General features: G+C 53.8%; 22 protein-coding genes and 2 tRNA genes. 17 read left to right on the top strand and 7 right to left on the bottom strand.

Annotation, left to right across the window (positions count from 1 at the left end):
- Nucleotides 1-37 precede the first annotated feature (37 nt).
- Together RTP97_RS11660 and RTP97_RS11655 are read right to left on the bottom strand one after the other, a co-directional pair.
- Nucleotides 38-934 carry an aldo/keto reductase family oxidoreductase gene (locus RTP97_RS11660; RefSeq protein WP_312413708.1) on the bottom strand — a complete coding sequence of 299 codons (897 nt, stop codon included), beginning with the start codon at nt 932-934 and terminating at the stop codon, nt 38-40.
- A 54-nt stretch (nt 935-988) separates the two neighbouring features.
- A complete protein-coding gene (locus RTP97_RS11655; protein WP_312213413.1) occupies nt 989-1,228 on the bottom strand; it encodes a DUF1289 domain-containing protein in 240 nt (79 codons plus the stop codon).
- A gap of 100 nt (nt 1,229-1,328) precedes the next feature.
- Between RTP97_RS11655 and RTP97_RS11650 the strand changes: the two genes are divergently transcribed.
- From RTP97_RS11650 to rnt, 4 genes are all read left to right on the top strand, one after another.
- Nucleotides 1,329-1,925: a TetR/AcrR family transcriptional regulator gene (locus tag RTP97_RS11650; protein WP_312413705.1), complete on the top strand. Its 597-nt coding sequence runs from the start codon at nt 1,329-1,331 to the stop codon at nt 1,923-1,925.
- A gap of 54 nt (nt 1,926-1,979) precedes the next feature.
- Nucleotides 1,980-3,074, top strand: coding sequence for an alkene reductase (locus RTP97_RS11645; protein ID WP_312413704.1), 1,095 nt, complete (start codon nt 1,980-1,982; stop codon nt 3,072-3,074).
- A 103-nt stretch (nt 3,075-3,177) separates the two neighbouring features.
- On the top strand, nt 3,178-3,585 hold the full coding sequence (gene gloA / locus RTP97_RS11640) for a lactoylglutathione lyase (RefSeq protein ID WP_312413703.1): 408 nt from the start codon (nt 3,178-3,180) through the stop codon (nt 3,583-3,585).
- A gap of 103 nt (nt 3,586-3,688) precedes the next feature.
- Entirely contained in the window at nt 3,689-4,339 is a 651-nt protein-coding gene (gene rnt / locus RTP97_RS11635) for a ribonuclease T (protein ID WP_312413702.1), read from the top strand.
- Nucleotides 4,340-4,401: 62 nt separating this feature from the next.
- On the opposite strand, the gene RTP97_RS11630 is transcribed toward rnt, so the two are convergent.
- Entirely contained in the window at nt 4,402-4,749 is a 348-nt protein-coding gene (locus RTP97_RS11630; protein ID WP_312413701.1) for a Grx4 family monothiol glutaredoxin, read from the bottom strand.
- Between the two features lie 334 nt (nt 4,750-5,083).
- Here RTP97_RS11630 and RTP97_RS11625 point away from each other — a divergent pair, with 334 nt between their 5' ends.
- Nucleotides 5,084-5,929 (top strand): C40 family peptidase, encoded by an 846-nt coding sequence (locus RTP97_RS11625; RefSeq protein ID WP_312413699.1) that lies wholly within the window; start codon nt 5,084-5,086, stop codon nt 5,927-5,929.
- A gap of 41 nt (nt 5,930-5,970) precedes the next feature.
- Here RTP97_RS11625 and RTP97_RS11620 read toward each other — a convergent pair whose 3' ends face one another.
- Both RTP97_RS11620 and RTP97_RS11615 read right to left on the bottom strand, forming a co-directional pair.
- On the bottom strand, nt 5,971-7,137 hold the full coding sequence (locus RTP97_RS11620) for an MFS transporter (protein ID WP_312413697.1): 1,167 nt from the start codon (nt 7,135-7,137) through the stop codon (nt 5,971-5,973).
- Between the two features lie 185 nt (nt 7,138-7,322).
- Nucleotides 7,323-7,412 (bottom strand): YnhF family membrane protein, encoded by a 90-nt coding sequence (locus tag RTP97_RS11615; protein WP_103820868.1) that lies wholly within the window; start codon nt 7,410-7,412, stop codon nt 7,323-7,325.
- A gap of 296 nt (nt 7,413-7,708) precedes the next feature.
- Here RTP97_RS11615 and purR point away from each other — a divergent pair, with 296 nt between their 5' ends.
- Entirely contained in the window at nt 7,709-8,734 is a 1,026-nt protein-coding gene (purR, locus tag RTP97_RS11610) for an HTH-type transcriptional repressor PurR (RefSeq protein WP_312413694.1), read from the top strand.
- 31 nt (nt 8,735-8,765) lie between these two features.
- On the opposite strand, the gene punR is transcribed toward purR, so the two are convergent.
- Nucleotides 8,766-9,677 (bottom strand): DNA-binding transcriptional activator PunR, encoded by a 912-nt coding sequence (gene punR / locus RTP97_RS11605; RefSeq protein ID WP_312413692.1) that lies wholly within the window; start codon nt 9,675-9,677, stop codon nt 8,766-8,768.
- 137 nt (nt 9,678-9,814) lie between these two features.
- On the opposite strand from punR, the gene punC reads away from it, so the two are divergent.
- A complete protein-coding gene (gene punC / locus RTP97_RS11600; RefSeq protein WP_312413733.1) occupies nt 9,815-10,966 on the top strand; it encodes a purine nucleoside transporter PunC in 1,152 nt (383 codons plus the stop codon).
- Nucleotides 10,967-11,238: 272 nt separating this feature from the next.
- The gene (cfa, locus tag RTP97_RS11595; RefSeq protein WP_312413690.1) at nt 11,239-12,387 is read left to right on the top strand and encodes a cyclopropane fatty acyl phospholipid synthase; all 1,149 of its coding nucleotides are present in this window, start codon (nt 11,239-11,241) and stop codon (nt 12,385-12,387) included.
- Nucleotides 12,388-12,432: 45 nt separating this feature from the next.
- Here cfa and RTP97_RS11590 read toward each other — a convergent pair whose 3' ends face one another.
- Entirely contained in the window at nt 12,433-13,083 is a 651-nt protein-coding gene (locus tag RTP97_RS11590; RefSeq protein WP_312413689.1) for a riboflavin synthase subunit alpha, read from the bottom strand.
- A gap of 228 nt (nt 13,084-13,311) precedes the next feature.
- Here RTP97_RS11590 and mdtK point away from each other — a divergent pair, with 228 nt between their 5' ends.
- From mdtK to RTP97_RS11545, 9 genes are all read left to right on the top strand, one after another.
- Entirely contained in the window at nt 13,312-14,685 is a 1,374-nt protein-coding gene (gene mdtK / locus RTP97_RS11585; protein WP_312413687.1) for an MdtK family multidrug efflux MATE transporter, read from the top strand.
- Between the two features lie 151 nt (nt 14,686-14,836).
- Nucleotides 14,837-14,913, top strand: a tRNA-Val gene (locus RTP97_RS11580).
- A 10-nt stretch (nt 14,914-14,923) separates the two neighbouring features.
- A tRNA-Val gene (locus RTP97_RS11575) sits at nt 14,924-15,000 on the top strand.
- Between the two features lie 321 nt (nt 15,001-15,321).
- The gene (locus RTP97_RS11570; protein WP_312413685.1) at nt 15,322-15,987 is read left to right on the top strand and encodes a hypothetical protein; all 666 of its coding nucleotides are present in this window, start codon (nt 15,322-15,324) and stop codon (nt 15,985-15,987) included.
- Nucleotides 15,988-16,234: 247 nt separating this feature from the next.
- Nucleotides 16,235-18,580, top strand: a complete 2,346-nt coding sequence (locus RTP97_RS11565; protein WP_312413683.1) for an Ig-like domain-containing protein — start codon at nt 16,235-16,237, stop codon at nt 18,578-18,580.
- 194 nt (nt 18,581-18,774) lie between these two features.
- Nucleotides 18,775-21,147, top strand: a complete 2,373-nt coding sequence (locus RTP97_RS11560) for an Ig-like domain-containing protein (protein WP_312413681.1) — start codon at nt 18,775-18,777, stop codon at nt 21,145-21,147.
- 59 nt (nt 21,148-21,206) lie between these two features.
- Nucleotides 21,207-22,691, top strand: coding sequence for an Ig-like domain-containing protein (locus RTP97_RS11555; RefSeq protein ID WP_312413678.1), 1,485 nt, complete (start codon nt 21,207-21,209; stop codon nt 22,689-22,691).
- Nucleotides 22,692-22,797: 106 nt separating this feature from the next.
- Nucleotides 22,798-23,916: a mechanosensitive ion channel family protein gene (locus tag RTP97_RS11550; protein WP_312413675.1), complete on the top strand. Its 1,119-nt coding sequence runs from the start codon at nt 22,798-22,800 to the stop codon at nt 23,914-23,916.
- Between the two features lie 91 nt (nt 23,917-24,007).
- Nucleotides 24,008-24,148 carry a hypothetical protein gene (locus tag RTP97_RS11545; RefSeq protein WP_144811972.1) on the top strand — a complete coding sequence of 47 codons (141 nt, stop codon included), beginning with the start codon at nt 24,008-24,010 and terminating at the stop codon, nt 24,146-24,148.
- Nucleotides 24,149-24,151: the final 3 nt, after the last annotated feature.

The following is a 24,151-nucleotide window of genomic DNA, read 5'->3' as shown; positions in this document are numbered from 1 at the left end:
GAAAGCAGATTTCACCGGAGAATCAGATAATCAGCTATCAGGGTACGTCGTACCCGAGCGCGGCTTTACGGATGCGGAACCACTGTTGGCGGGTAAGCGTGAGCGCTTCAGCGGCAATGGCCGCACGCACGCGCTCAATTTTGCCGGAGCCGATAATCGGCAGCGGCTTCGACGGCAGCGCCATTACCCAGGCATAAACCACCTGTTCAATGGATTCAGCGTTGATCTCCTGAGCAACCTGAGCCAGCTCGTCGCGCAGCGGCTGAAAAGCTTCATCGCTAAACAACTGCCCACCGCCAAGGCAGGACCACGCCATGGGGCGAATGCGCAGCTGCTGAAGCTGATCCAGCGTGCCGTCTAACAGCAGGGGCTGATGCACCGGCGAGATCTCAACCTGATTCGTTGCCAGAGTGAACGGCAGACGCGACTGCAACAGCGCAAACTGGGCCGGTGTAAAGTTAGAGACACCAAAGTGGCGTACCTTTCCACTCTGATGAAGCTGAAGAAACGCCTCGGCGACCTCGTCGGCATCCATCAGCGGATCGGGACGATGGATCAGCAGCAGATCGAGGCGATCGGTTGCCAGGTTGACAAGCGACTGCTCGGCGCTACTGATAATGTGCTGCTTATCGGTAATGTAGTGGCCGATAACGTGCTCGGGAAGCGCGGTAGTGGCAATGCCGCACTTAGAGACGATCTCCATGCGCTCACGCAGATGGGGCGCAAGCTTAAGCGCTTCGCCAAACGCTGCTTCGCACTGATAGCCACCATAAATGTCGGCATGATCGACCGTGGTGATGCCCAGATCCAGATGCGCCTCAATAAAGCTGACCAGCTGGCGTGGAGACATGTTCCACTCCATCAGACGCCAGTAGCCCATAACGAAACGTGAAAATTCCGGCCCCTGGGGTGCGAGGGTAATACGCTGAACCATAACCGCTTCCTTTCTTTGCAAAGAGATAGGCAGAGAGTATACGGAAAACGGCGCTTAAAACAGTGAGGGCTGCTGCGGATCTTCGCCAGCCGGCTGGCTACCGGCACGCCTTTTGCGCAGGGCGCGCTGATGGCAGAGACGCAGCACGTTCTGCTTTTCGCTATCGCTCATACGCTGCCAGTTAAAACGTTCATCCCGGCTGCGCAGGCAGCCCCGGCAGTAACCCTGCTCATCGGTCTGACAAATTCCCCGGCATGGGCTTAAAATGGGGAAAAACTCCAGCTGTTCCGGCACGTCCTTCCTCCTGTTAACGATCGATACATACTATTGAAGACGCCCGTCCGCCAGAAAGCAACCCTTGCATTAGACCAAATGGTCTATTAGAGTAAAGATCATGAACAGAGATACCGAACATGATACCCGCGAACACTTACTGGTAACCGGCGAGCAGCTCTGCATGCATCGCGGGTTTACCGGCATGGGGCTAAGCGAGCTATTAAAGACGGCGGAAGTGCCGAAGGGCTCGTTTTATCACTATTTTCGCTCGAAAGAGGCGTTCGGGGTGGCCATGCTTGAGCGTCACTATGTCGGCTACCACCAGCGGCTGGCGCATCATTTTGCACACGGCAGCGGTAACTACCGCGATCGGCTGATCGCTTACTTTCAGGAGACGCTGAATCAGTTCTGCCAGAAGGGTATTATCAGCGGCTGTCTGACGGTAAAGCTCTCTGCCGAAGTGTGCGATCTCTCGGAAGATATGCGTAGCGCAATGGACAGAGGCGCAAGCCGCGTCATTGCGCTGCTGGCCGAGGCGCTGGAAAACGGGCGCGAAACCCGCTGTCTGGCGTTTGAGGGTGATGCCTTCACCCAGGGGCAGGTACTTTATGCTCTGTGGCTGGGTGCCAATTTGCAGGCTAAAATTTCTCGCAGTGCTCTACCGCTAGAGAGCGCGGTAGCACATGCTAAAACAATACTTATCACGCCTGAGTAACGCAGGCGTTTTATTTGACCTTTAACTAGTCGACCGGTCTATTCAGGAGATGTTATGTCGAACAAACTCTTTACCCCGCTGAAAGTGGGTGCGATTACTGCGGCGAACCGCGTTTTTATGGCTCCGCTGACGCGTCTGCGCAGCATTGAGCCAGGCGATATCCCTACTCCGCTGATGGGCGAATACTACCGCCAGCGCGCCAGCGCCGGGTTAATCATCAGCGAGGCAACGCAGATCTCTGCCCAGGCCAAAGGCTATGCCGGTGCCCCTGGCCTGCACAGCCCTGAGCAGGTAGCGGCGTGGAAAAAGATCACCGACGGCGTTCACGCGGAAAATGGCCACATGGCTGTGCAGCTCTGGCATACCGGTCGTATCTCCCACGCCAGCATCCAGCCGGGCGGCAACGCGCCGGTAGCCCCATCGGCCATTAACGCAGGGACCCGCACCTCGCTGCGTGACGAAAATGGCAACTCGATCCGTGTCGATACCTCTACGCCTCGCGCGCTGGATATTAGCGAGATCCCAGGCATCGTTGACGACTTCCGCCAGGCGGTAGCTAACGCCCGCGAAGCCGGTTTCGACCTGGTGGAGCTGCACTCCGCCCACGGCTACCTGCTGCACCAGTTCCTCTCCCCGTCAGCTAACCATCGTACCGATGAGTACGGCGGCAGCGCCGAGAATCGCGCCCGCCTAGTGCTGGAAGTGGTCGACGCCGTAAGCAAAGAGTGGAGCGCGGAGCGTATCGGCATCCGTCTTTCACCGATCGGTACTTTCCAGAACACCGACAACGGTGACAATGAAGAGGCGGATGCGCTCTACCTGATCGAAGAGTTAGCTAAACGCGGCATCGCCTATCTGCACCTCTCCGAGCCGGACTGGGCCGGTGGCCAGCCCTACACCGACGAGTTCCGTGAAAAAGTGCGCGCGCGCTTCCACGGCCCGATCGTCGGTGCCGGTGCCTATACGCCAGAAAAAGCAGAAGAACTGATCGCTAAAGGGTTGATCGACGCGGTGGCCTTTGGTCGCGACTACATTGCTAACCCGGACCTGGTCGAGCGCCTGCAGCGCAAAGCCGAGCTGAACCCGCAGCGCCCAGAGAGCTTCTACGGCGGCGGCGCGGAAGGCTATACTGACTACCCGACGCTGTAACCGGGTACGCCGTCACTGGCATTGATAGCGGCAGGGATCCGCCGCTATACTAAAATAGACGTTATGACTTAAATGCCTGAGCAAAAAAACGAAAGAGGATATTATGCGCTTACTTCACACCATGCTGCGCGTTGGCGACCTGCAACGCTCCATTGAGTTCTATACCAAGGTTCTGGGTATGCAGCTGCTGCGCACCAGCGAAAACACCGAATATAAGTACTCGCTGGCCTTCGTTGGCTACGGCCCGGAGAGCGACGAAGCGGTGATTGAGCTGACCTATAACTGGGACGTAGATAGCTACGAGCTGGGCACCGCCTATGGTCATATTGCCCTGAGCGTGGAGAACGCAGCAGAAGCCTGCGAGCGTATTCGTCAGAACGGCGGTAATGTGACCCGCGAAGCCGGTCCGGTTAAAGGCGGCACCACCGTTATCGCTTTTGTTGAAGATCCAGACGGTTATAAAATCGAACTGATCGAAGAGAAAGACGCAGGCCGCGGCCTGGGTAACTGATCTCTACGGGCGCTTTCTGCGCCCGTTGTTTCATCTGTGCTATACAATCCCTACCCAAAGTTTGCCATAATGCGCGCTGCTTTTTCCTGTATTAAGAGATCCTATGTCCGATAACGCACAGCTCACCGGTCTTTGCGACCGTTTCCGTGGTTTTTACCCTGTCGTGATTGATGTTGAAACCGCCGGGTTTAATGCCAAAACCGATGCGCTACTGGACATTGCCGCCATAACGCTAAAAATGGATAACGACGGCTGGCTGATGCCGGACAGCACCCTTCACTTCCAGGTTGCACCCTTTGAAGGGGCCAACCTGGTGCCTGAGGCGCTGGCGTTCAACGGTATCGATCCCAGCGACCCGCTGCGCGAGGCGGTCAGTGAATACGATGCGCTGCACGCGATCTTCAAAATGGTGCGCAAAGGAATCAAAGACTCTGGCTGCAACCGCGCCATTATGGTGGCTCACAATGCCACATTCGATCACGGCTTTATGATGGCCGCGGCTGAACGTGCCTCGCTCAAGCGTAACCCGTTCCACCCTTTCGTGACTTTTGATACCGCCGCCCTGAGCGGGCTGGCGCTGGGACAAACCGTCTTGTCAAAAGCCTGTGCCGCCGCCGGCTTGCCGTTTGACAGCACCCAGGCCCACTCCGCGCTGTACGATACGCAACAGACCGCCCTGCTGTTCTGTGAAATCGTCAACCGCTGGAAACGACTCGGCGGCTGGCCGCTGCCGATTGTCGCTGACGAGGCATAACGCCGCCCGTAAAACAAAAAAGCCGCTCGATTGAGCGGCTTTTTTTATACGGTGCGAAACGCTTACTCTGCGTCAGGCTCTTCCGTTTTGTGCTTCGCCGCCGTCTCTTTGATCAGGGACTGCAGCTCACCGCGCTGGTACATCTCGATGATGATATCGCAGCCGCCAACCAGTTCGCCGTCTACCCACAGCTGCGGGAAGGTCGGCCAGTTAGCGTATTTTGGCAGCTCAGCGCGGATATCCGGGTTCTGCAGGATATCAACATAGGCAAAACGCTCGCCACAGGCGGAGAGCACCTGCACCGCCTGGGCGGAGAAGCCGCAGCTTGGCAGTTTAGGGGAGCCTTTCATATACAGAAGGATCGGGTTTTCAGCGATCTGCTGCTGAATTTTCTCTACGGTTGTGCTCATTGTCTTGCTTCCTTAACTTCTTACGGCGTGATGTGACATTCTAGCTTTTCACACCAGCGGGTAAAATAACATTTTGTTCACCAACCGTTAGTTTATCGTCTGAAGGGTAAAGTTGCCGTAAAAATTGTGCTGCTTAGCGTTTTGGCTTCACAACTGCTCATCTCGTGAGCATTAAAAATGGATAAACGGTGCTTTTTTTTGCGCTTGCTAACGAAATAGCGCTGTGATGCAAAAAGTTTATTAACCTTTTGGCATTTTATGCTTTAGAATCGACGAGTTTTGTAAATCACACGCAAGTATTATTAGTTGCTTGACTGACTCAGGGGATTGCTCAGTGGCGCGGATAAATAAAATCTCGATCACGCTCTGTGCTTTAGTTTTTGCCTCGCTGACGTTCACGCCGCTGGCCCGGGCGTCCGAACAGGCGCGGCCCTCTGCCGTGCAAAAAACGCATTTGGCAAAATCATCAGAGCGAAAAAGTAAAAGCACTAACCAAAAGACCTCAAAGAAAAGCAGTGGCACTGCAAAAAGCAGCACTAAAAAGAGAGATAAAAAAACCAGCGTTTCCAAAACCGCCTCCTCCAGCACCAAACGCGCTTCAAACAGCACGAAAGCCAGCAAAGTCGCCTCCCGCCGTACAAAAAACAGCCCAGATAAAACGGCTTCCGTCGCTATGGCGCAAAAGTGCACCGCGCGTAAAGGCCATAAGGCACGCTGCATAAAGGCAAAAGAGGGCCAACCAGAGACGTTGGCGGATCTGCATAAGGCCCGGGTGCAAAAAGCCCAGAAGACGGCAATGAATAAATTGATGGATCAGATCGGCAAACCCTATCGCTGGGGTGGCTCCTCCCCGCGAACCGGCTTCGATTGCAGCGGTCTGGTCTATTACGCTTATAAAGATTTGGTTAAGTTCCGCATTCCACGGACGGCCAATGAGATGTATCACCTGCGCGATGCCTCTCCGGTAAATACCGGTGAGTTGCAGAGCGGCGATCTGGTGTTCTTCCGTACCCAGGGCCGGGGCACCGCCGATCACGTCGGCGTCTACGTCGGTAACGGTAAATTCATTCAGTCTCCGCGCAGCGGCCAGGATATTCAGATCACCTCCCTGAGCGAAGATTACTGGCAGCGCCACTATGTCGGCGCACGCCGGGTAATGACCTCTAAAACCCTTCGTTAATGCAGAGCCCCGCCAGCCGTGGCGGGGCTTTTTCTTCACCGTTACTCGACCGCGTATTCCCGTTCGGCCTGGCCACGTCCTGAAATTAGCACCAGCAGCAGCGCCAGAACCGCAATCAGCGCCCCGGTCACCGGAACAACGCTGTACCCTAGCCCGCTGGAGATCACTACCCCACCCGCGGCTGCGCCCAGCGCGTTACCGAGATTAAACGCACCGATATTAACGGATGACGACAGGCCTGGTGCCTCATGGGCTACGCGCATCACACGCATCTGCAGCGGCGGCACCACGGCAAAGGTCGCGGCACCCCAGATGACCATGCTTACCGCCGCGCCCAGCTCGTTACGCGCCAGAAGCGGGATCGCCAGCATAATCACGATCAGCAGCAGGAAAAAGCCCTTCAGGGTACCGCTCACGGAGCGATCCGCCAGCTTACCGCCCAGGTAGTTACCAATGGAGAAGCCAACGCCTATCAGCACCAGCATCGCGGTAACAAACAGCGGCGTAGCATGGGTGATCTCATGCAGCACTGGCGCGATATAGGTGTAAAGGGTAAACATCGCTCCTGCTCCCAGCACGGTAGTCAGCAGCGCAGACAGCACCTGCGGACGCACCAGCACGGCCAGCTCTTTACGTACCTCTGGACGCTCCCCGGCACTGCCTTTCGGCAAGGAGAAGAAGAGGCTCAGGATTGAGATCACACCGAGGCCCGCCGTGGCAAGAAACGACATCCGCCAGCCGATGGTTTCACCCAGCCAGGTTGCCGCCGGTACGCCGCCGATGTTAGCAATAGTTAGCCCCATGAACATGGTGGCTACCGCGCTGGCCTGCTTCTCTTTCGGTACTACGCTTGCCGCAACCACCGAACCGAGGCCAAAGAATGCGCCGTGGTTAAGGCTGGTGATAATGCGCGACAGCATCAGGGTGGTGTAGTCCGGGGAGATAGCTGACAGCACGTTGCCCAGGGTAAAGATCGCCATCAGGAAGATCAGCGCGCTACGGCGAGCACGATGGGAGAGCAGCAGCGTCATCAGCGGTGCCCCCACCATTACGCCAATGGCGTAGGCGCTAATGAGCATTCCCGCTGCCGGTATAGAGACATCTACCCCTCGAGCGATAGTCGGCAGCAGGCCCATCGGAGAGAATTCAGTGGTACCAATGCCAAATGCCCCAATCGCCAGGGCCAGCAGGGGAAAGTTAATTTTCATATTTTGACTCCAGAATTGCCGTGTCGAACAGGCGACACCGTCACAAGAAGCCAAAAGCATGACATTTATCACAAAAAAACAGAAGTTATCAATCTAACAAAAGTTTATTGCCATTTTGATAACAATTAGCGAGGGCGGAAAAGGCAGGCGAAGAGCAGAGGGAGAGCACTCTCCCTCACGCTAAATCAATTTAACGCAGCGGTCAGCGCACCAGCAACAATCAGGCCCAGCACGACAACGGTAGTCATCAGGGAAAACTTCAGATCTGCACTCATCAATCTCTCTCCATTCTTATTACCCCACAAAAAGTGAGCCAGCTCATTTTACACATTTATAGGCAAAAATCTTCTTTGATTTGAGGTGATATGCGTTTTAACGCTTCCCCTTTTCATCAAGATAAGACAAAATTCCACGCTAAATTTATTCGCGTACCGGCCATAGACCCCTCCTGACGTTCCGTGTCGTTTTCCCGGCGAATCGCATCCCCAAAAGTTGCGTGCAGGCTGAAGAGAGGCAAACGTTTACCTACACTATTTTCAGGAGCTTACGTCGTGGTCTGGAGTGACATTGAATGGCAACGATAAAAGACGTAGCGAAACGAGCAAACGTTTCCACCACAACCGTATCACATGTTATTAACAAAACCCGCTTCGTGGCGGAAGAGACGCGTAATGCGGTGTGGGCAGCCATTAAAGAGCTGCACTATTCCCCGAGCGCCGTGGCTCGCAGCCTGAAGGTTAATCACACTAAATCGATTGGCTTGCTGGCAACCAGCAGCGAAGCGCCCTATTTTGCTGAGATTATCGAGGCGGTTGAGAAGAACTGCTTCCAGAAGGGCTATACCCTGATCCTGGGCAACGCCTGGAACAACCTGGAAAAACAGCGTGCCTATCTCTCGATGATGGCACAGAAGCGCGTCGACGGCCTGCTGGTGATGTGTTCTGAATACCCTGCTCCGCTGCTCAGCATGCTGGAGGAGTATCGCCATATCCCTATGGTGGTCATGGACTGGGGCGAGGCGAAAGCGGACTTCACCGACTCGGTGATCGATAACGCCTTTGAGGGTGGCTATATGGCGGGCCGCTACCTGATCGAACGCGGACACCGCGAGATCGGCGTGATCCCCGGCCCCCTTGAGCGCAACACCGGCGCGGGTCGTCTGGCTGGCTTTATGAAAGCCATGGAAGAGGCGCTGATCAGCGTGCCGGAGAACTGGATTGTGCAGGGTGACTTTGAACCGGAATCCGGCTACCGTGCCATGCAGCAGATCCTCTCCCAGCCGCACCGCCCTACCGCCGTGTTCTGCGGTGGCGATGTCATGGCGATGGGTGCGCTCTGCGCCGTCGACGAGATGGGTCTACGCGTGCCGCAGGATGTTTCGCTGATCGGCTATGATAACGTGCGTAACGCCCGCTTCTTTACCCCTGCACTGACCACCATCCACCAGCCAAAAGACTCGCTGGGGGAGACGGCGTTCACTATGCTGATGGACCGCATCGTCAACAAGCGTGAAGAGTCGCAGTCAATTGAGGTTCACCCTCGACTGATCGAGCGCCGCTCGGTGGCTGACGGTCCCTTCCGCGACTACCGTCGTTAATACTCTGACGTTGATGTACTTCGGGAGCCGGCTACTCTGGCTCCCGCAGCCACTCCCGGTTAAGCGTTTCGCTATCCCCTAAATAGTCCAGCAGCCAGCCCAGCGCGGGTGAGTTATCGTTCTGCTGCCACGTCAGGCAGCAGGCCGCGTCTGGAAAAGGCTCCTCCAGCTGCAGCTCCACCCACTCACCGCAATCGAGCCACGGCCTGGCAAAATGGCCTGGCACCATACCCACGCACAGTCCGGCACTCAGGCACGCGGAGGAAGAGGTCCAGTCAGGCACCACCATACGCCGTTGGTTATCCAGCAGCCAGGTGATCCGTTTGGGCAGCAGCCGGGAGGTATCCTCCCACACCAGCGACGGCCAGCCGCGCAGGACGTCATCGCTCAGCGGGCCACTCATACCCGCCAGCGGGTGATGGGCGGCCACGACGCAGCGCCAGTTGAGCATCCCCATATCGCGAAAAGCAAAGCGCCCACCCACCGGTATTGCTCGGGTGGCCCCAATGGCCAGCTCCACGCGCCCGTCAGCCAGCGCGTCCCAGACGCCGTTAAATACCTCTTTTTGCACCAGCAGCTCAACGTCTGAAAAATGGCGATAGAAGTCGACAATCATCTGCCGGGTGCGCTCGGGCCGAACAATGTTATCCACCGCGATAGCCAGCTGGCCGCGCCAGCCGTTAGCGATCTGCTGGCACTGTTGCCGGGTGACCTGCATTTTTTTGATGACAGAGCGCCCCTCCTGCAAAAACCAGCTGCCCGCTGGCGTAAGTACCACGTCCCGGTGCCGTCGCTCAAACAGCGATACGGCCAGCCACTCCTCCAGCTGACGTACGGTATAGCTAATCGCCGAGGGAACCCGGTGCAGCTCCTGCGCTGCGGCGCTAAAGCTACCGGTACGGGCAACGGTATCTACCACTTCAAGAGAGTAATCTGACCACATAATCTGCCTGCAAAAAATTTGAATGCACTGCGCAAATATTACCGTTTCACAACCGATAATGCACTGCCTACACTTTGCGGCTTTGTCACCTGCGCTGTTACACCACTATTGTGAAAAGATAAGAAGAAGGAAAGATGATGTTACCTGGTAAAGGATTTTTAGTCTGGCTAGCAGGATTAAGCGTGCTGGGCTTTCTGGCGACGGATATGTACCTGCCGGCGTTTACGGCCATTCAGCAGGATCTCAATACGCCTGCATCAGCGGTTAGCGCCAGCCTGAGCCTGTTTCTGGCCGGTTTCGCCCTCGCCCAGCTGGCCTGGGGGCCGCTCTCGGATCGCTTTGGCCGTAAGCCGATACTGCTCTGCGGGCTGGGGCTGTTTGCTTTCGGCTGCCTCGGTATGCTGTGGGTGCGTGATGGCACCACGCTGCTGGCACTGCGTTTTGTCCAGGCCGTGGGAGTGTGTGCCGCAGCGGTGACCTGGCAGACGCTGGTCACGGACTACTATCCGGCCCAGCGGGTCAACCGCATCTTTGCTACCATCATGCCGCTGGTTGGACTGTCACCCGCCCTCGCCCCGCTGCTGGGGAGCTGGATCCTTGCCCACTCCCACTGGCAGACCATCTTCGCGGTGCTGTTCGTGATTACGCTAGGGCTTATGCTTCCCGCGCTGCGTCTTAAAAAGCCAGCGAGGAAAAACCAGCCGCAGACGGCTCCCGTGACCTTCGGACTGCTGTTACGCTCCCGCTTTTACTGCGGAAACGTGATGATCTATGCCGCCTGCTCGGCCAGCTTTTTCGCCTGGCTTACCGGCTCGCCGTTTATCCTGAGCGCGCTGGGATACGGTCCTACCGCGATTGGCTTAAGCTACGTCCCGCAGACGATTGCCTTTCTGGTGGGCGGCTACGGCTGTCGTGCCGCCCTGCAGCGCTGGCAGGGGCCACGCATGCTGCCCTGGCTGCTGGCGCTCTATGCGCTGAGCGTGATTGCCGTCTGGCTGGTCTCTTTTATCCCGCAGGTTTCACTAACCCTGCTGCTGGTGCCGTTCTGCGTCATGGCGATGGCGAACGGTGCGATCTATCCCATTGTCGTGGCTCAGGCGCTAAGTCCTTTTCCACAGGGTGCGGGACGCGCAGCGGCGCTGCAAAATACTCTCCAGCTGGGCCTCTGCTTTTTCGCCAGTCTGCTGGTCTCAACGCTTATCGCTACGCCTCTGCTCACCACGACCAGCGTGATGCTGCTGACCGTCATGCTTGCCGGACTAGGCTATTGGATACAAAACAAGCAGTAAAATAATTAGTTAACTAATCATAATGGGTTGAACGACCCTTTTTTGCGGCCTATACTCAATTCGATAATTCTTAAGCGTTAAAATAATAGGTATTAACAGGCGTCGGAGTGCGCCTGTTCTTCCATGGACGGCATTTTCGGCAAGGGCGATCTCCCTTCCTCTGTTCTACGTCGGATATCAAGCTCACGGCCCGTTCCGTGGGATTTCTCACAAACCATTAAAAGCGTCTACGCTGTTTGAAGGTTCTGATCACATAGGGTGATGGAGAAGCTATGAGTTCATCGTGTATAGAAGAAGTCAACATACAGAGCGATAACTGGTTCCGTATCGCAAGCGAACTGTTAGGCCGCGCGGGCATCAACATTAACGGCACCGCCCCCTCGGATATCCGGGTTAAAAACCCCCGTTTTTTTAAGCGCGTGCTAAAGGAAGGCTCGCTTGGGCTGGGCGAGAGCTACATGGACGGCTGGTGGGAGTGTGACCGGCTGGATATGTTCTTTAGCAAGGTTCTCCGCGCTGGCCTGGAAAACCAGATGCCGCGCCACGTCAAGGATACCCTCCGCATTGCGGCAGCGCGGGTGTTCAACCTGCAAAGCCAGAAGCGTGCCTGGATAGTAGGCAAAGAGCACTACGATCTTGGTAACGATCTCTTTAGCCGCATGCTCGATCCCTATATGCAGTACTCCTGCGCCTACTGGAAAGAGGCGCAGACGCTGGAGGAGGCGCAGCAGGCCAAACTGCGGCTAATCTGTGAAAAATTGCAGCTGCAGCCCGGCATGCGCGTGCTGGACATCGGCTGCGGCTGGGGTGGCCTGGCTTACTTTATGGCTAAAAACTATGGCGTCAGCGTTACCGGCGTCACCATCTCAGCAGAGCAGCAGAAGATGGCCCAGGCGCGCTGCGAGGGGCTGGATGTGACTATCCTGCTGCAGGATTATCGCGATCTGAAAGATCAGTTCGACCGGGTGGTCTCCGTCGGTATGTTTGAGCACGTCGGTCCGAAAAACTACGCCACCTATTTTGCAGTGGTCGATCGCAACCTCAAGCCTGAGGGCCTGTTCCTGCTCCACACTATCGGCTCGAAAATAACCGATAACAACGTTGATCCGTGGATTGACAAGTATATCTTCCCCAACGGCTGCCTGCCGTCGGTGCGCCAGATTGCTAATGCCAGCGAACCCCATTTTATTATGGAGGACTGGCATAACTTTGGTGCAGATTACGATACCACGCTGATGGCCTGGCATGAGCGGTTTATGGCCACGTGGCCAGAAATTGCCGACAACTACTCCGAGCGCTTTAAGCGCATGTTCAGCTACTATCTGAATGCCTGCGCCGGTGCGTTCCGCGCACGTGATATTCAGCTCTGGCAGGTGATGTTCAGCCGCGGCGTAGAAAACGGGTTGCGGGTGGCACGCTAACGAATGCGATCAAAAAACCCCGGCTCGCCGGGGTTTTTTATTTAGTCACTCTTCGCTGCCGCTGACCGAGGCGGCAATCATCGCTGCCTCCCGGCTGGCCAGCACGCGCTCTACCGTATCGACAATGGCCTGAGTCTGCGGATCGATCTCAATATTCACCTTATGACCGAGCTTTTTACTGCCCAGCGTGGTGCGCTCAAGGGTTTCCGGGATCAGATGCACGCAGAAACGCGTCGGCGTGACCTCACCTACCGTCAGGCTAATACCGTCCACGCCGATATACCCTTTATAAAGAATATACTTCATCAGACTTGCATCCTGAACTTTAAACCAGATCTGACGGTTATTTTCGGACGCCAAAATCTTAACGACTTCGGCAGTAGTAATAATATGTCCCGACATCAAATGGCCGCCGATCTCATCGCTGAACTTCGCGGCACGCTCAACGTTCACTTCGCTGCCAACGCTCAGTTCGCCGAGGTTGGTGATACGCAACGTCTCTTTCATCAGGTCAAAGCTCACCAGCGGCCCGTTGATGCGGGTAACGGTCAGGCAGCAGCCGTTATGCGCCACGGAGGCACCGGTCTCCAGACCCGGCAGCATCGGCTCGGGCAGCGCAACGACGTGAGTGCGGAAGTTGGGTTTTTCATCAATGGAGACGACTTTTGCCGTGCCCTGTACAATACCAGTAAACATGCCTACCACTCCTGTAACCATTAATTCGGCGCAAGCCGTTTTGATAATTGCACAATAACAGGTGGAAAAAGAGGTTGCCAGCGCGGCACCCGCCCAGGCTGTTTTTTCTCTGGCATATTCGCTTTTCCCCGTTACAATGGACTGGCTATTTATCCTGCAACCTCTTCTTGCTGCCAGCTAAGGCGGCTTTTTTATGCTTCCCTATAACAACAATATACAGGTGTTTCCGTGCAGAAGTATTATATCGAAGCGCGCCAGCTGCTGGCGCTGGCTATCCCAGTGATCCTTGCGCAAGTTGCACAAACCGCCATGGGATTTGTTGATACCGTCATGGCGGGTGGCTACAGCGCCACCGACATGGCGGCGGTCGCGATCGGAACCTCCATCTGGCTACCGGCGATCCTCTTTGGCCACGGCCTGCTGCTGGCTCTAACGCCGGTCATCGCGCAACTTAACGGTTCAGGCCGACGGGATCGCATTGCCCAACAGGTGCGCCAGGGGTTCTGGCTGGCGGGCTTTGTCTCCGTGTTAATTATGATCGTGCTCTGGAATGCCGGGCATATTATTCATGCTATGCATAACATCGATCCAGAGCTGGCGGACAAAGCCGTACGCTACCTTCGCGCCCTGCTCTGCGGCGCGCCTGGCTACCTCTTCTTCCAGGTGGCGCGTAACCAGTGTGAAGGGCTGGCAAAGACCAAACCCGGCATGGTCTTTGGCTTTATCGGCCTGCTGGTGAATATCCCGGTTAACTATATCTTTATCTACGGTTACTTCGGCATGCCGGAGCTGGGCGGCGTCGGCTGCGGCGTGGCTACCGCAGCGGTCTACTGGGTGATGTTTATCTGTATGCTCTCATACATTAAACGCGCCCGCTCCATGCGCGATATCCGCCAGGATCAGCACTTTGCTAAGCCTGACTTCAGCGTTCTTAAACGCCTGGTACAGCTCGGCCTGCCTATTGCACTGGCGCTGTTCTTTGAGGTAACCCTGTTTGCCGTGGTGGCGCTGCTGGTCTCTCCGCTGGGCATTGTTGATGTGGCAGGCCACCAGATTGCCCTCAACTTTAGCTCGCTGATGTTTGTCCTGCCGATGTCGCTGGCGGCGGCAGTCACCATTCGCGTCGGTTTTCGCCTGGGTCAGGGGTCGACCCTTGACGCGCAGACCGCGGCACGCACCGGATTGGGCGTCGGCGTCTGCATGGCGGTGATTACCGCGATCTTTACCGTATCCCTGCGGGAGCAGATCGCCCTACTCTACAACGATAACCCCGAGGTAGTGCACCTGGCGGCGCAGCTGATGCTGCTGGCGGCAATCTATCAGATCTCCGACTCCATTCAGGTGGTGGGCAGCGGCATTCTGCGTGGCTATAAAGATACGCGTTCGATCTTTTTCATTACCTTCATCGCCTACTGGGTGCTGGGATTGCCGAGCGGCTACGTGCTGGCGCTGACCGACCTGGTCGTCGACCGCATGGGTCCGGCAGGTTTCTGGATGGGCTTTATCATTGGCCTGACCTCGGCGGCGATCCTAATGATGCTGCGGATGCGCTTCCTGCAGCGCCAGCCCTCAAGCGTGATCCTCCAGCGCGCTGCACGATAATTCACCATTAGCCGCCTGCGGGCGGCTGTTTTATCAACGTTTTGTGCAGTTGTTCCGCAATCGCGTGAAATCAGTGATAAAAGTGCTTTTTTCTGCTTGCCACAGCCGCCGCCTGCCGCTAATATTCGTCCCCGTTGTCACACACAACGTTGCGTTCATAGCTCAGTTGGTTAGAGCACCACCTTGACATGGTGGGGGTCGTTGGTTCGAGTCCAATTGAACGCACCATCTTCTTAGTGCGTCCGTAGCTCAGTTGGTTAGAGCACCACCTTGACATGGTGGGGGTCGGTGGTTCGAGTCCACTCGGACGCACCAAATCTTCGCAGTACCCTCCTCAATTCTGTTTTCATATTATTATCCAGCAAAATAGCAACCTTATTTTTTAACCAATATTATCGTCCTGCCCAAACTTTACTACCTAACATCTCTTCCCTTTTTTAAACATCCTACGTACTTTTTTTTGACCGACCGCAGCCTTCAATTATCGATATAGTTTCCGGGTTTCACAGTGATTATCTGTTATCTGGAACAATAGATTTTATATGAGGCCTGCCAGTCTTGCGCCCGATGTCAGCTACCAGGCTTGGAGTAGCGCAAGAGGTGAATGCTGAATCCTTAAATACTTAGGTAAATATTATGATAAAATCAACGACTCAACTTTATCTGAATGCCGCAACGGGCGCGCCTTGGCGGGATAATACCAGCGCGCCGGTTGTTCCCGTCAATACCCTAACCATTTCCGGTCCTGCCGGGGCTGGTGTTACTGTTTCGCTTTCACCAAATGCTTATTTCAACGAAACAGGCACCTCAATATGGCAAAATAATCTCGATGAGAACGGCAGCGCAATTCTGCATGTGTTTAGCCTTGCGCCAGGATTAACCAGCATTAGCGCCTATCTCACCACGAACCCCGGCATGACGGCAACGGCCAGCATGATGTTCGGTGACTATTTGCCGGGAACGGGCTCGTTAACGGGCTATGCGATCTCCACGGGTGCAGCGGCAAATGGCCGCTCTCAAGGGCATATTTATATTCGTTCTTACCCCTCTGAAGATATTACTACCGCCCGCGTTAGCCTTAACTCAAGTAATGCGACAATGGAGGGCTATCTTTTTTCCGTAGCCGATATCCCTCTCTATGAAGATGGCTCCTGTAGCGTCGCAATACTGGATACGATGGCCGAAACCGTGAATTTTACCATCAGCCTTCCCAAAGCCTCTGGTTCCGTGGTCAGTTCTGATATTGTTTTTATTTCATTCCCACCCATTGCTATTCAAACTGAAACGATCGCTGATATTTAACTGCTATTAACCCGCGCCTCTTTGGGTGAAGCGCGGGTTAAGCAGGTGTTCGAAACCGCACCGATTTACCTGCTGCCGGGAAGTTAAAATCACTGAAACACATCAATAGTAAGCAATTAAGAACGCACTTCTTCCTATTTCACTCCTTTTGTTGCTTTATTTGCCCAGCCTACTCTTCCATTGCCGTTACAGTTTCAGGGCCCTGTAGCTTCTTTCTATTTTTATCTTCTGTTTGAGGAATTTTATCATGGAATCATCCGTCACTGACGTCCAGTCTTCATTACTGGTATTCTACTCACTGGCTAATTATGCGGGTACTGCACTGCCCGTTGTGCACGGCCAGACGGGAATCGTCGCCTCTTCCGCAACCTCATGGGTAGAACAGTCTGTCTCCGTTCCCGGCTCCGATAACATGTTCGCTTTTTTGTGGAGCAGCGTTGACACCGGCAACCCGAGTTTCGTCTATAACGGCCATCTTGAGCAGTACATCACCGCCAATATCCCTGACATTGAATCTGCCTTTCCTGACCCACAGTACCCGGTGCAGTTTCTCGGTATTGATGCCAACTTTGCGGTACCGGTTTTTGTGCAGCTTAGCGGAGAGTTCAGCGCGCAAAACTGTTTTGCCTCCTCAACCCTGGTACCCGGATCGACTACCCACGTTTCCACCTTTACGTCACCCATCAATCAGGGTGCTATCGCCTTTATCCAGAATATAAACGGCGCGTCCGCGCTTGCCTCGCTTCTGTTCGGCTCGTTTGACGGATCATCGGGCACAGTGACCTGGACCGATTCCGGCTCCGTCATGCTCATCTACAATAATGACATGCTGACGTTCGCCTCTGTCTCGGGGCTTCCGGACGGCTGGTCCTTCGGTAATCCGGCGCGTCAGGCTGACGGCTCCTGGCTTGTCATGCTCTCTGCTACTTCCCTGCCCGCGACGGCAGAGATCAGCAGCCTGACCAGCAACAAAACCAACATAGAAAATAATGGCACCGACACGGCCATCTTCTCTGCCGCCGTCACCGACTCCGCATCCGGTCTGGCGCTCGCTAACGTCTCCGTTGAGTGGAATACGACGCTTGGCGATCTCAGCACCAGCACCTCGTTAACTGACAGTAGCGGCATTGCCACCGTTGCCCTGACAGATACAGGAGACGCCGGTACCGCTACGGTAATGGCGCGTATCAGCAGCGGCAGCGCTAAATCGCAGACAATTAGCCTGGTGACTTCGTCTGGTAACGCTACGTTTTACCGCGAGGCCAGTTATCAGGGAGAGATGTTGGAGCTTGAAGAGCATGGCAGTATCTATCTGCGAACAACGCTACGCCAATGGCTCTGGAAGTCAGCCAGAGTTGGTGCTGAACGCTTACTAAGTCGAACAGTTATTCAGGATGAAAATACTTTCAATTTTTGGGGCTATGCCGATAGCTTTGACGTAACGGATGTTGCCGATCTCACCTCGCTTTATGGTTTAGAGACCTTTTCTCAGGTCGCAGCAACCGCATTAGGCAGTAATGATATTGTCATACGAAGCACCCTGCTCTCTTCCGATCCCACATCCATGCTGGTTGCCTGTGCCAAACAAAGCTGGCCATCAGCAATGATAACCGCCACCTTCAGTGATGCGGGTAAAAGCAACATGGGTATTATTGCGGTTATGGACATAACCCAAAGTACGACAACAATACCGCTCCTGGTCGGTACGTTAGATGCTGCGGGGAGTGCAACCTGGACATATGAAACATCATTGATTGCCGCATGGGATAAAGAAAAACAGATGCCTGTCGTCATGCTCGCAGGCGGGGACTCACAGGATTTACGCTTAGGATCGGTAACCACAACCGCTCTTTCCGGAGAATATACCATTCCTCTTATTATAAAAAACGAGCAGAGTTCGATTAGCACACTGACGAGTAATAAAGATACACTTCTTGTGAATGGTAAAGATGTGGCGTTGATTACCGCAAACGTGGTTGATGGGCAGCAGCTCCCGTTGCAATATGCAACTGTACGCTGGACAACAACGTCAGGTAAATTGGCTAGCCAGGAGAGCGAAACTAACGCACAAGGCAATGCATCTACTTCACTCATAGCAACCCAAGAGGGATCCATTACCGTCACCGCTGCGCTGGAGAATGGCGACAGCAAGTCTGTCACCCTTCAAGCGATATCTGGATCGTCTGATTTCCCACAGTTTACCGCATCCAACGTCAAAAAAGGCTCAAGAGCAGGAACAATCAGCTTTGAGCTGATCGCGCGCAATTATCCAGGAGGGCAACATTATGTATTTAGATTTTATACAAACCCACTGAGTGGTAATAATCCAGGTTCTCCTACCACAACCCTTTACTTGACAGACACCTCGTCCGTTTATCTGAGCAACACAACCTATTCAGTCACCAGCAGCTATATTCAACAAAACGCCTCGACGTATATTTCAGGTTCGGACTGGACTGCAACACTGCATATTATTATTGACAACTTAAATCTTGCCACCTCTGATTGGGAGGGAGGCACTATCGATATGACTCTATCTAATGGCGGGGGCGCTTTCAACTCCGGACCAAGTATTTATATTCCGGCAATGTAGCGCAGATAAGGCCTGAAATTTAGGCCTTATCTCATTTTTTAGCAAGAATATTTCCCACGTAGGATAACGGGTTTTATTTTCATATTTTACACCCTTTCCCGCTTTATTTGCACAGTTCACCCACTCCTTGACGTTACAGTTTCTCCTGCTTGAAGGTTCTCTCTCATTCTATTTATTATTTAAGGAGTTTTTTCATGGAACCATCCATAACTGACGTCAATGATTCCTCACTGGTTTTCTACTCCCTGCCCAACTACGCGGGTAATGCGCTACGGGTTGCGCACGGGCAGACGGGTATTGTCGCCTCTTCCGCGACCTCATGGGCCGAACAGTCTGTCTCTGTTCCCGGCTCCGATAACATGTTCACGTTTTTGTGGAGCGGCGTTGACACCGGTAACCCGAATCTCGCCTATAGCGACCATGTAGAGCAGTACATCACCGCCAATATTGCCGATATATCATTGGCCCTCCCTGCCCCTCAATACCCGGTACAGTTTCTCGGTATTGATGCCACCCTCGCAGTACCGGTTTTTGTACAGCTTAGCGGGGAGTTTATTGCACAAAACTGCTTTTCCTCTTCTTCCCTGGTGCCAGGATCGTCCACCAGCGTTACAACTTTTGTTTCGTTTGCCACCCCCGGCGCACTCGCCTTTATTCAGAATGTTAATGGTGCGTCTACCCTTGCATCTCTGACCATCGGCACACAGGACAAGGCTTCTGGCACGGTCACCTGGTCCGGCTCCGGTTCTGTAATGCTTATCTATAACAACGATACGCTGACCTTCTCTTCTGTATCCGGACTTCCGGACGGCTGGAGCTTCAATGAACCCGCCTTGCAGCCTGACGGCTCCTGGCTTGTTGTGCTTTCCGATGCCTCTCTGCCTGCCACAACGCAAATCGACAGCCTGACCAGTGATAAAGCCACTATTGTAAACAGCGGTATCGACACCGCGACCTTCACGGCTACCGTCATTGATTCCACGACGGGCCTGCCGATGACTAACATCTCCGTTGACTGGAACACAACTCTCGGTAGCCTTAGCGCCAGCGCCACCCTGACCAACGATAGCGGCATGGCTACGGTTGCCCTGACAGATAAAGGCGATACCGGCACCGCTACCGTTATGGCACGCCTCGCCAACGGCAGCTCAAAATCGTACAGCATTACCGTAGCCTCCTCTGAAAAATTCGCTATTATCCGTGGCGCGCGCAGCTCTATCCGCGGGGCGGGTCAGGTACAGAGAGGCTATCTGGTCGCGCTCCATCCGCAAACGCTTATGCCGATATCCGTCGTCTGGCGTTATGAAAATGACGCTAATTACACCATTAATAGCTACTTTATCGATACGCAGCCCGATCAATATCTCAACGTTAGCAACATTCATGGCGATACCTTTACCCTCAACGTCGCTAATATTTTGGGCAACGGTGAGTGGACCGATACAGACATTTCCGCAGGCGCATTTGCTGCAAGATTAAATAGCGGCAGCTATGTGGGATGGGGTATGGCAACCAACGGTGGTTATACGCTTCCCGTCAGTATTAATCATGATGTGCAATCACTCTACGCTGCATACGGTTCTTTCGCGGCAATCCGTACCGATCGCTCTGTTTTCGCCTGGGGAGATACAGCCGAAGGTGGAGACATTCCTGCCAGCGTAGCGCTGCTGCGCAGCGTCGAGGATATTAAAGCCGCCCGAGGAACCTATGCTCTGCGTTCGCTACTCTATCCCTATATTCAAACCTGGGGGTGGGGAGCTGACGGCAGCGAATCGTTTGATCTATCCGTTCCTGAGAATATTGCAGCGATGAGTGACATCCAGTCAATCGTTGCCAATGAAAATGCATTTGCAGTTATTAATCGGGCCGGCAATATTTTTGCATGGGGCAGCACAGGTACTGGCGGGGCAGTACCTGAAACCGTTAGCTCTCTTAGCGGTATCGATGATTGCTGCGCCAGCCGCCGTGCTTTCGCTGTTCTCGTCAACGGTAAAATTGCAGCGTGGGGTGATACCGATTACGGCGGCAATGCCAATGCAGTAAGCACGATCGATAACGCCACGCGGCTTATTTCAACAGAGTCGGCCTATACGGCAATGCTCTCAAATGGCGGCGTTGCGTGCTGGGGTAACAGTAGCTATGGCAACAGCTTACCAGAAGAGTATAAATCGAGAACCGACATTATCGATGTAAAAAGCACCTATGGTGCCTTTGCCGCACTGTGCAGTGACGGTACCGTCATTGCGTGGGGAAATGAGGCCTATGGCGGAGATATAAGCGCAGTCGAGTCGTTGCTGAACAATATCGTCTCCCTTAGCGCGAACGGCAGCAGCTTTGCCGCATTGACCAGAGCAGGACGGGTTATTACCTGGGGGGATCCCGACACGGGTGGTCGCAATTCATTTATTCCAGGCCTGAATGATGTCGCCGCTATTTATAGTAATACCCGCGCTTTTGCCGCATTGAAAACCGATGATTCAATTTTTGTATGGGGTGACGCTACGTCTGGCGTGATTGATTTCCCTGCAAAAGATATCGATGGCAACATCTCTTATTATGCAAAATAACAACAGAAACAGACTGGCGGTTTTATTACCGCCGGTTTAATTTAATTAGAGAATACATTATGAAAACATCTATGTACCCTTATGTGTTACTTTTTGTATCCTTTACTCTTCTCGCACAAAACAACGTCACATTAGAGCAAAGTGGCTGGCAGGATCTGCATGGCCAACAGGTTGCGGTAAATTTATCTACACAATATAAGAATACTACTGCCGCCTGCAAGCAGAATAACTCACCTGCCTTTAACTGTTCGGGCGTAGAGTTAAGAGGAACCGATCATTCATCGAGCTATTTCGCATGGAATCCTAGTCCCTCTTCCGTTACCAGCGGCGGGGTTTCATTCTCTTATCTCCGAGCGGATTCAAAATATAATAAATTGGCCTATAGCTACTACAACGGTTTTTTTGTCTACCCCAACGATAATAAACCTGACGGTAAGATTGATCTCGATGTGCTCTGTTCATTCCCTATTGATGCTGCAACAAATAGCCGTAATGATGCAGGATGCGGAATGTATAATGGACAGAGTGAAAGTAAAGAGTGCCAGCTACAGGGCATTACTGATGCTGATGGCTGGTACGATCACTATGTGAAATATAACTCCTCGCATACTTCGCAGTGTGGTTTTGGTCTTACAAAAGATTATACCGGTGTAACGGATGCGTTTTACCAAACGATTTTGAGTATGACCAAGATAAGCAATGAATCTTTTCAAACGCAAAATGAGATGCGCATCGCCACGTGGCAGCAAGATATTCCTGAGCAGCTGCCTATCCAGTCCTTCTTCTATACCAATGCCAGCGGCCTGGCAGATGCCCAAGCTGACCAGCGTGATTTTTATGAACAAACCAACGGTATGTTCGTCCCGGTCATACAGCTAACCCTGCCAGCCTCGAAAACCGATGACGCCACCTTTACCTATGATCCAGGTGCTCAGGTAGAGACCGACGCTCTATCTGTAAGTAATATGCTGGCGATCCCCCCTACAATTGAGACATCCGGCGATAAAGCGGTGGCCCACTTAACAGCAAAAGTCCATGCGTCAAATGGTGAGGCCATTGCAGGGGCGATGGTGACGTGGGTAAATATGTCTGCTAACGGCAAGCTGGCGCACAATATCACGTATACCGACACAGCCGGCGTTGCGACTAATACGTTTACCGATACCAAAGCTGAAAATGCCATGGTATATGCCTATGGGCCAGATGGTAAAAGTCACCAGCTCAGGATTATTCCGGTGAAAGATAGCGCCGCTCAGGATCTCTATATTGATGCCCTGAACGTGAGTAAAACGACTATTAGCGCCGACGGGCAGGATAACGCGACGATCACGGCGTTCGTGAAGAGTAAAACAGGCGGTACCGTTGCCGGGGCAAGCGTCCACTGGACCACGACCCTGGGTAGTTTGGATTCCGCAGCGTCGACCACGGACGCAACGGGCGCTGCGAACGCCACACTACGCAGTGCTACGCCTGGAGAAGCGGTGGTAACCGCGACGCTGGACAACGGCAGCGAACAGTCTACCTGGATAGATGCTGTAAATTAAATTAACTTGCCAGGCTGGCTTTTCACCGCCTGGCAAACTGCTCTCCGGCCAGGGCTTACTCCACTGTCTATACTGTAGTGTTCTTGCGCTATAAACTGGAGGTAAAATGGAGTATTTGGCACGGCTAAACATCGTGACGGTGTTGATGTCCCCCGCTTTTTGGATCAATCTGGCTATCGTCTTTTTTGTCACTCTGCTTACCTACTGGCTGACGAACCGTCTGCTGAGCTTTGTCTATAAAACTATCCAGCAGGCCAGCAAAAAAGAGGGTAGCAACGCGCGCCCGCACTTTATTGCTTTCGACATATTAAAACGAACCAATAAGGTTCTGCTGTTCATAGCGGCTTTTCTTTTCAGCCTGCGCTTCGTTGACCTGCCTGACCGCCTGTTCTCAACGGTTTCCCACATCTGGTTTTTCGTTATTGCCATTCAGGTTGCCATCTGGCTCGACCAAGGCGTGCAGTCATGGATGCGTCATCTGCTCTATGCGCCAGGATCCAATAAGAATCCGGTGACGATGGTGATCCTGGGGATGATCCTCCGCGTCGTGGTCTGGTCAATGATGCTGCTGTCGATTCTGGCGAATATCGGCGTCGATATTACCGCGCTGGTTGCCAGCCTTGGCGTCGGCGGTATTGCTATCGCCCTGGCGGTGCAAACCGTGCTGAGTGATGTCTTCGCCTCCCTGTCGATCGGTTTCGATAAGCCCTTTGAGATCGGCGACTTTGTGGTGTTTAACGATGTTGCCGGCACTATTGAGCATATAGGGCTGAAAACTACGCGCATTCGCAGCCTCAGCGGCGAGCAGATTGTCTGCGCCAACGCCCAGCTGCTGCAGCAGACCATTCACAACTATAAGCGTATGCAGACCCGCCGTATCGTCTTTACCTTTGGCGTCGCCCTCGCCACGCCGCCGGAAAAGCTGCGCATTATCGGCGACATGGTAAAAACGATTATTACTGAGGTAGGCGAAACGAAATTCGACCGTGCTCATCTGCTGGCGTTTAATGCGGACCGCCTGACCTTCGAGGTCGTGCATATAGTGAATACGGCGGACTACAACAAGTACATGGATATTCAGCAGGAGATCAATATTCGAATTATTGAAAAGCTGAATGAACATGAGATCGAGCTGGCGCTGCCGAGCCTCGTCGTCAGAACGCCTGCCCAGCCTGAGGCGACGCCGTTCCCTGTCGCCATGCAGCGCTGGCCTAAGGAGGCGTGATTCAGGTGCAGGTTAGCATTTCTCGCCATCCCGAACGGATGGCATATAATGCTAAAGTATCCGTTCAATCGGCTTTTAAAAGGGGTAGCTAATGGAAATTGATCTCGACAACCTGGAGTTTGCCGGGCTTGACGAAGCGCAGGAGCGCAACGCGGAACGTCTGGAAGACGCGGATAAAAAAGCGCAGGCGATCGTTGCCGACGATGACTGCGGCGACGCCTGCAAAATCTGATGC

Origin of the sequence: Pseudescherichia sp., assembly GCF_031998825.1 — a bacterium.
In the GTDB taxonomy this organism is placed as follows: Bacteria; Pseudomonadota; Gammaproteobacteria; order Enterobacterales; family Enterobacteriaceae; genus Pseudescherichia.
This window is presented reverse-complemented; position numbering and strand designations above follow the sequence as displayed.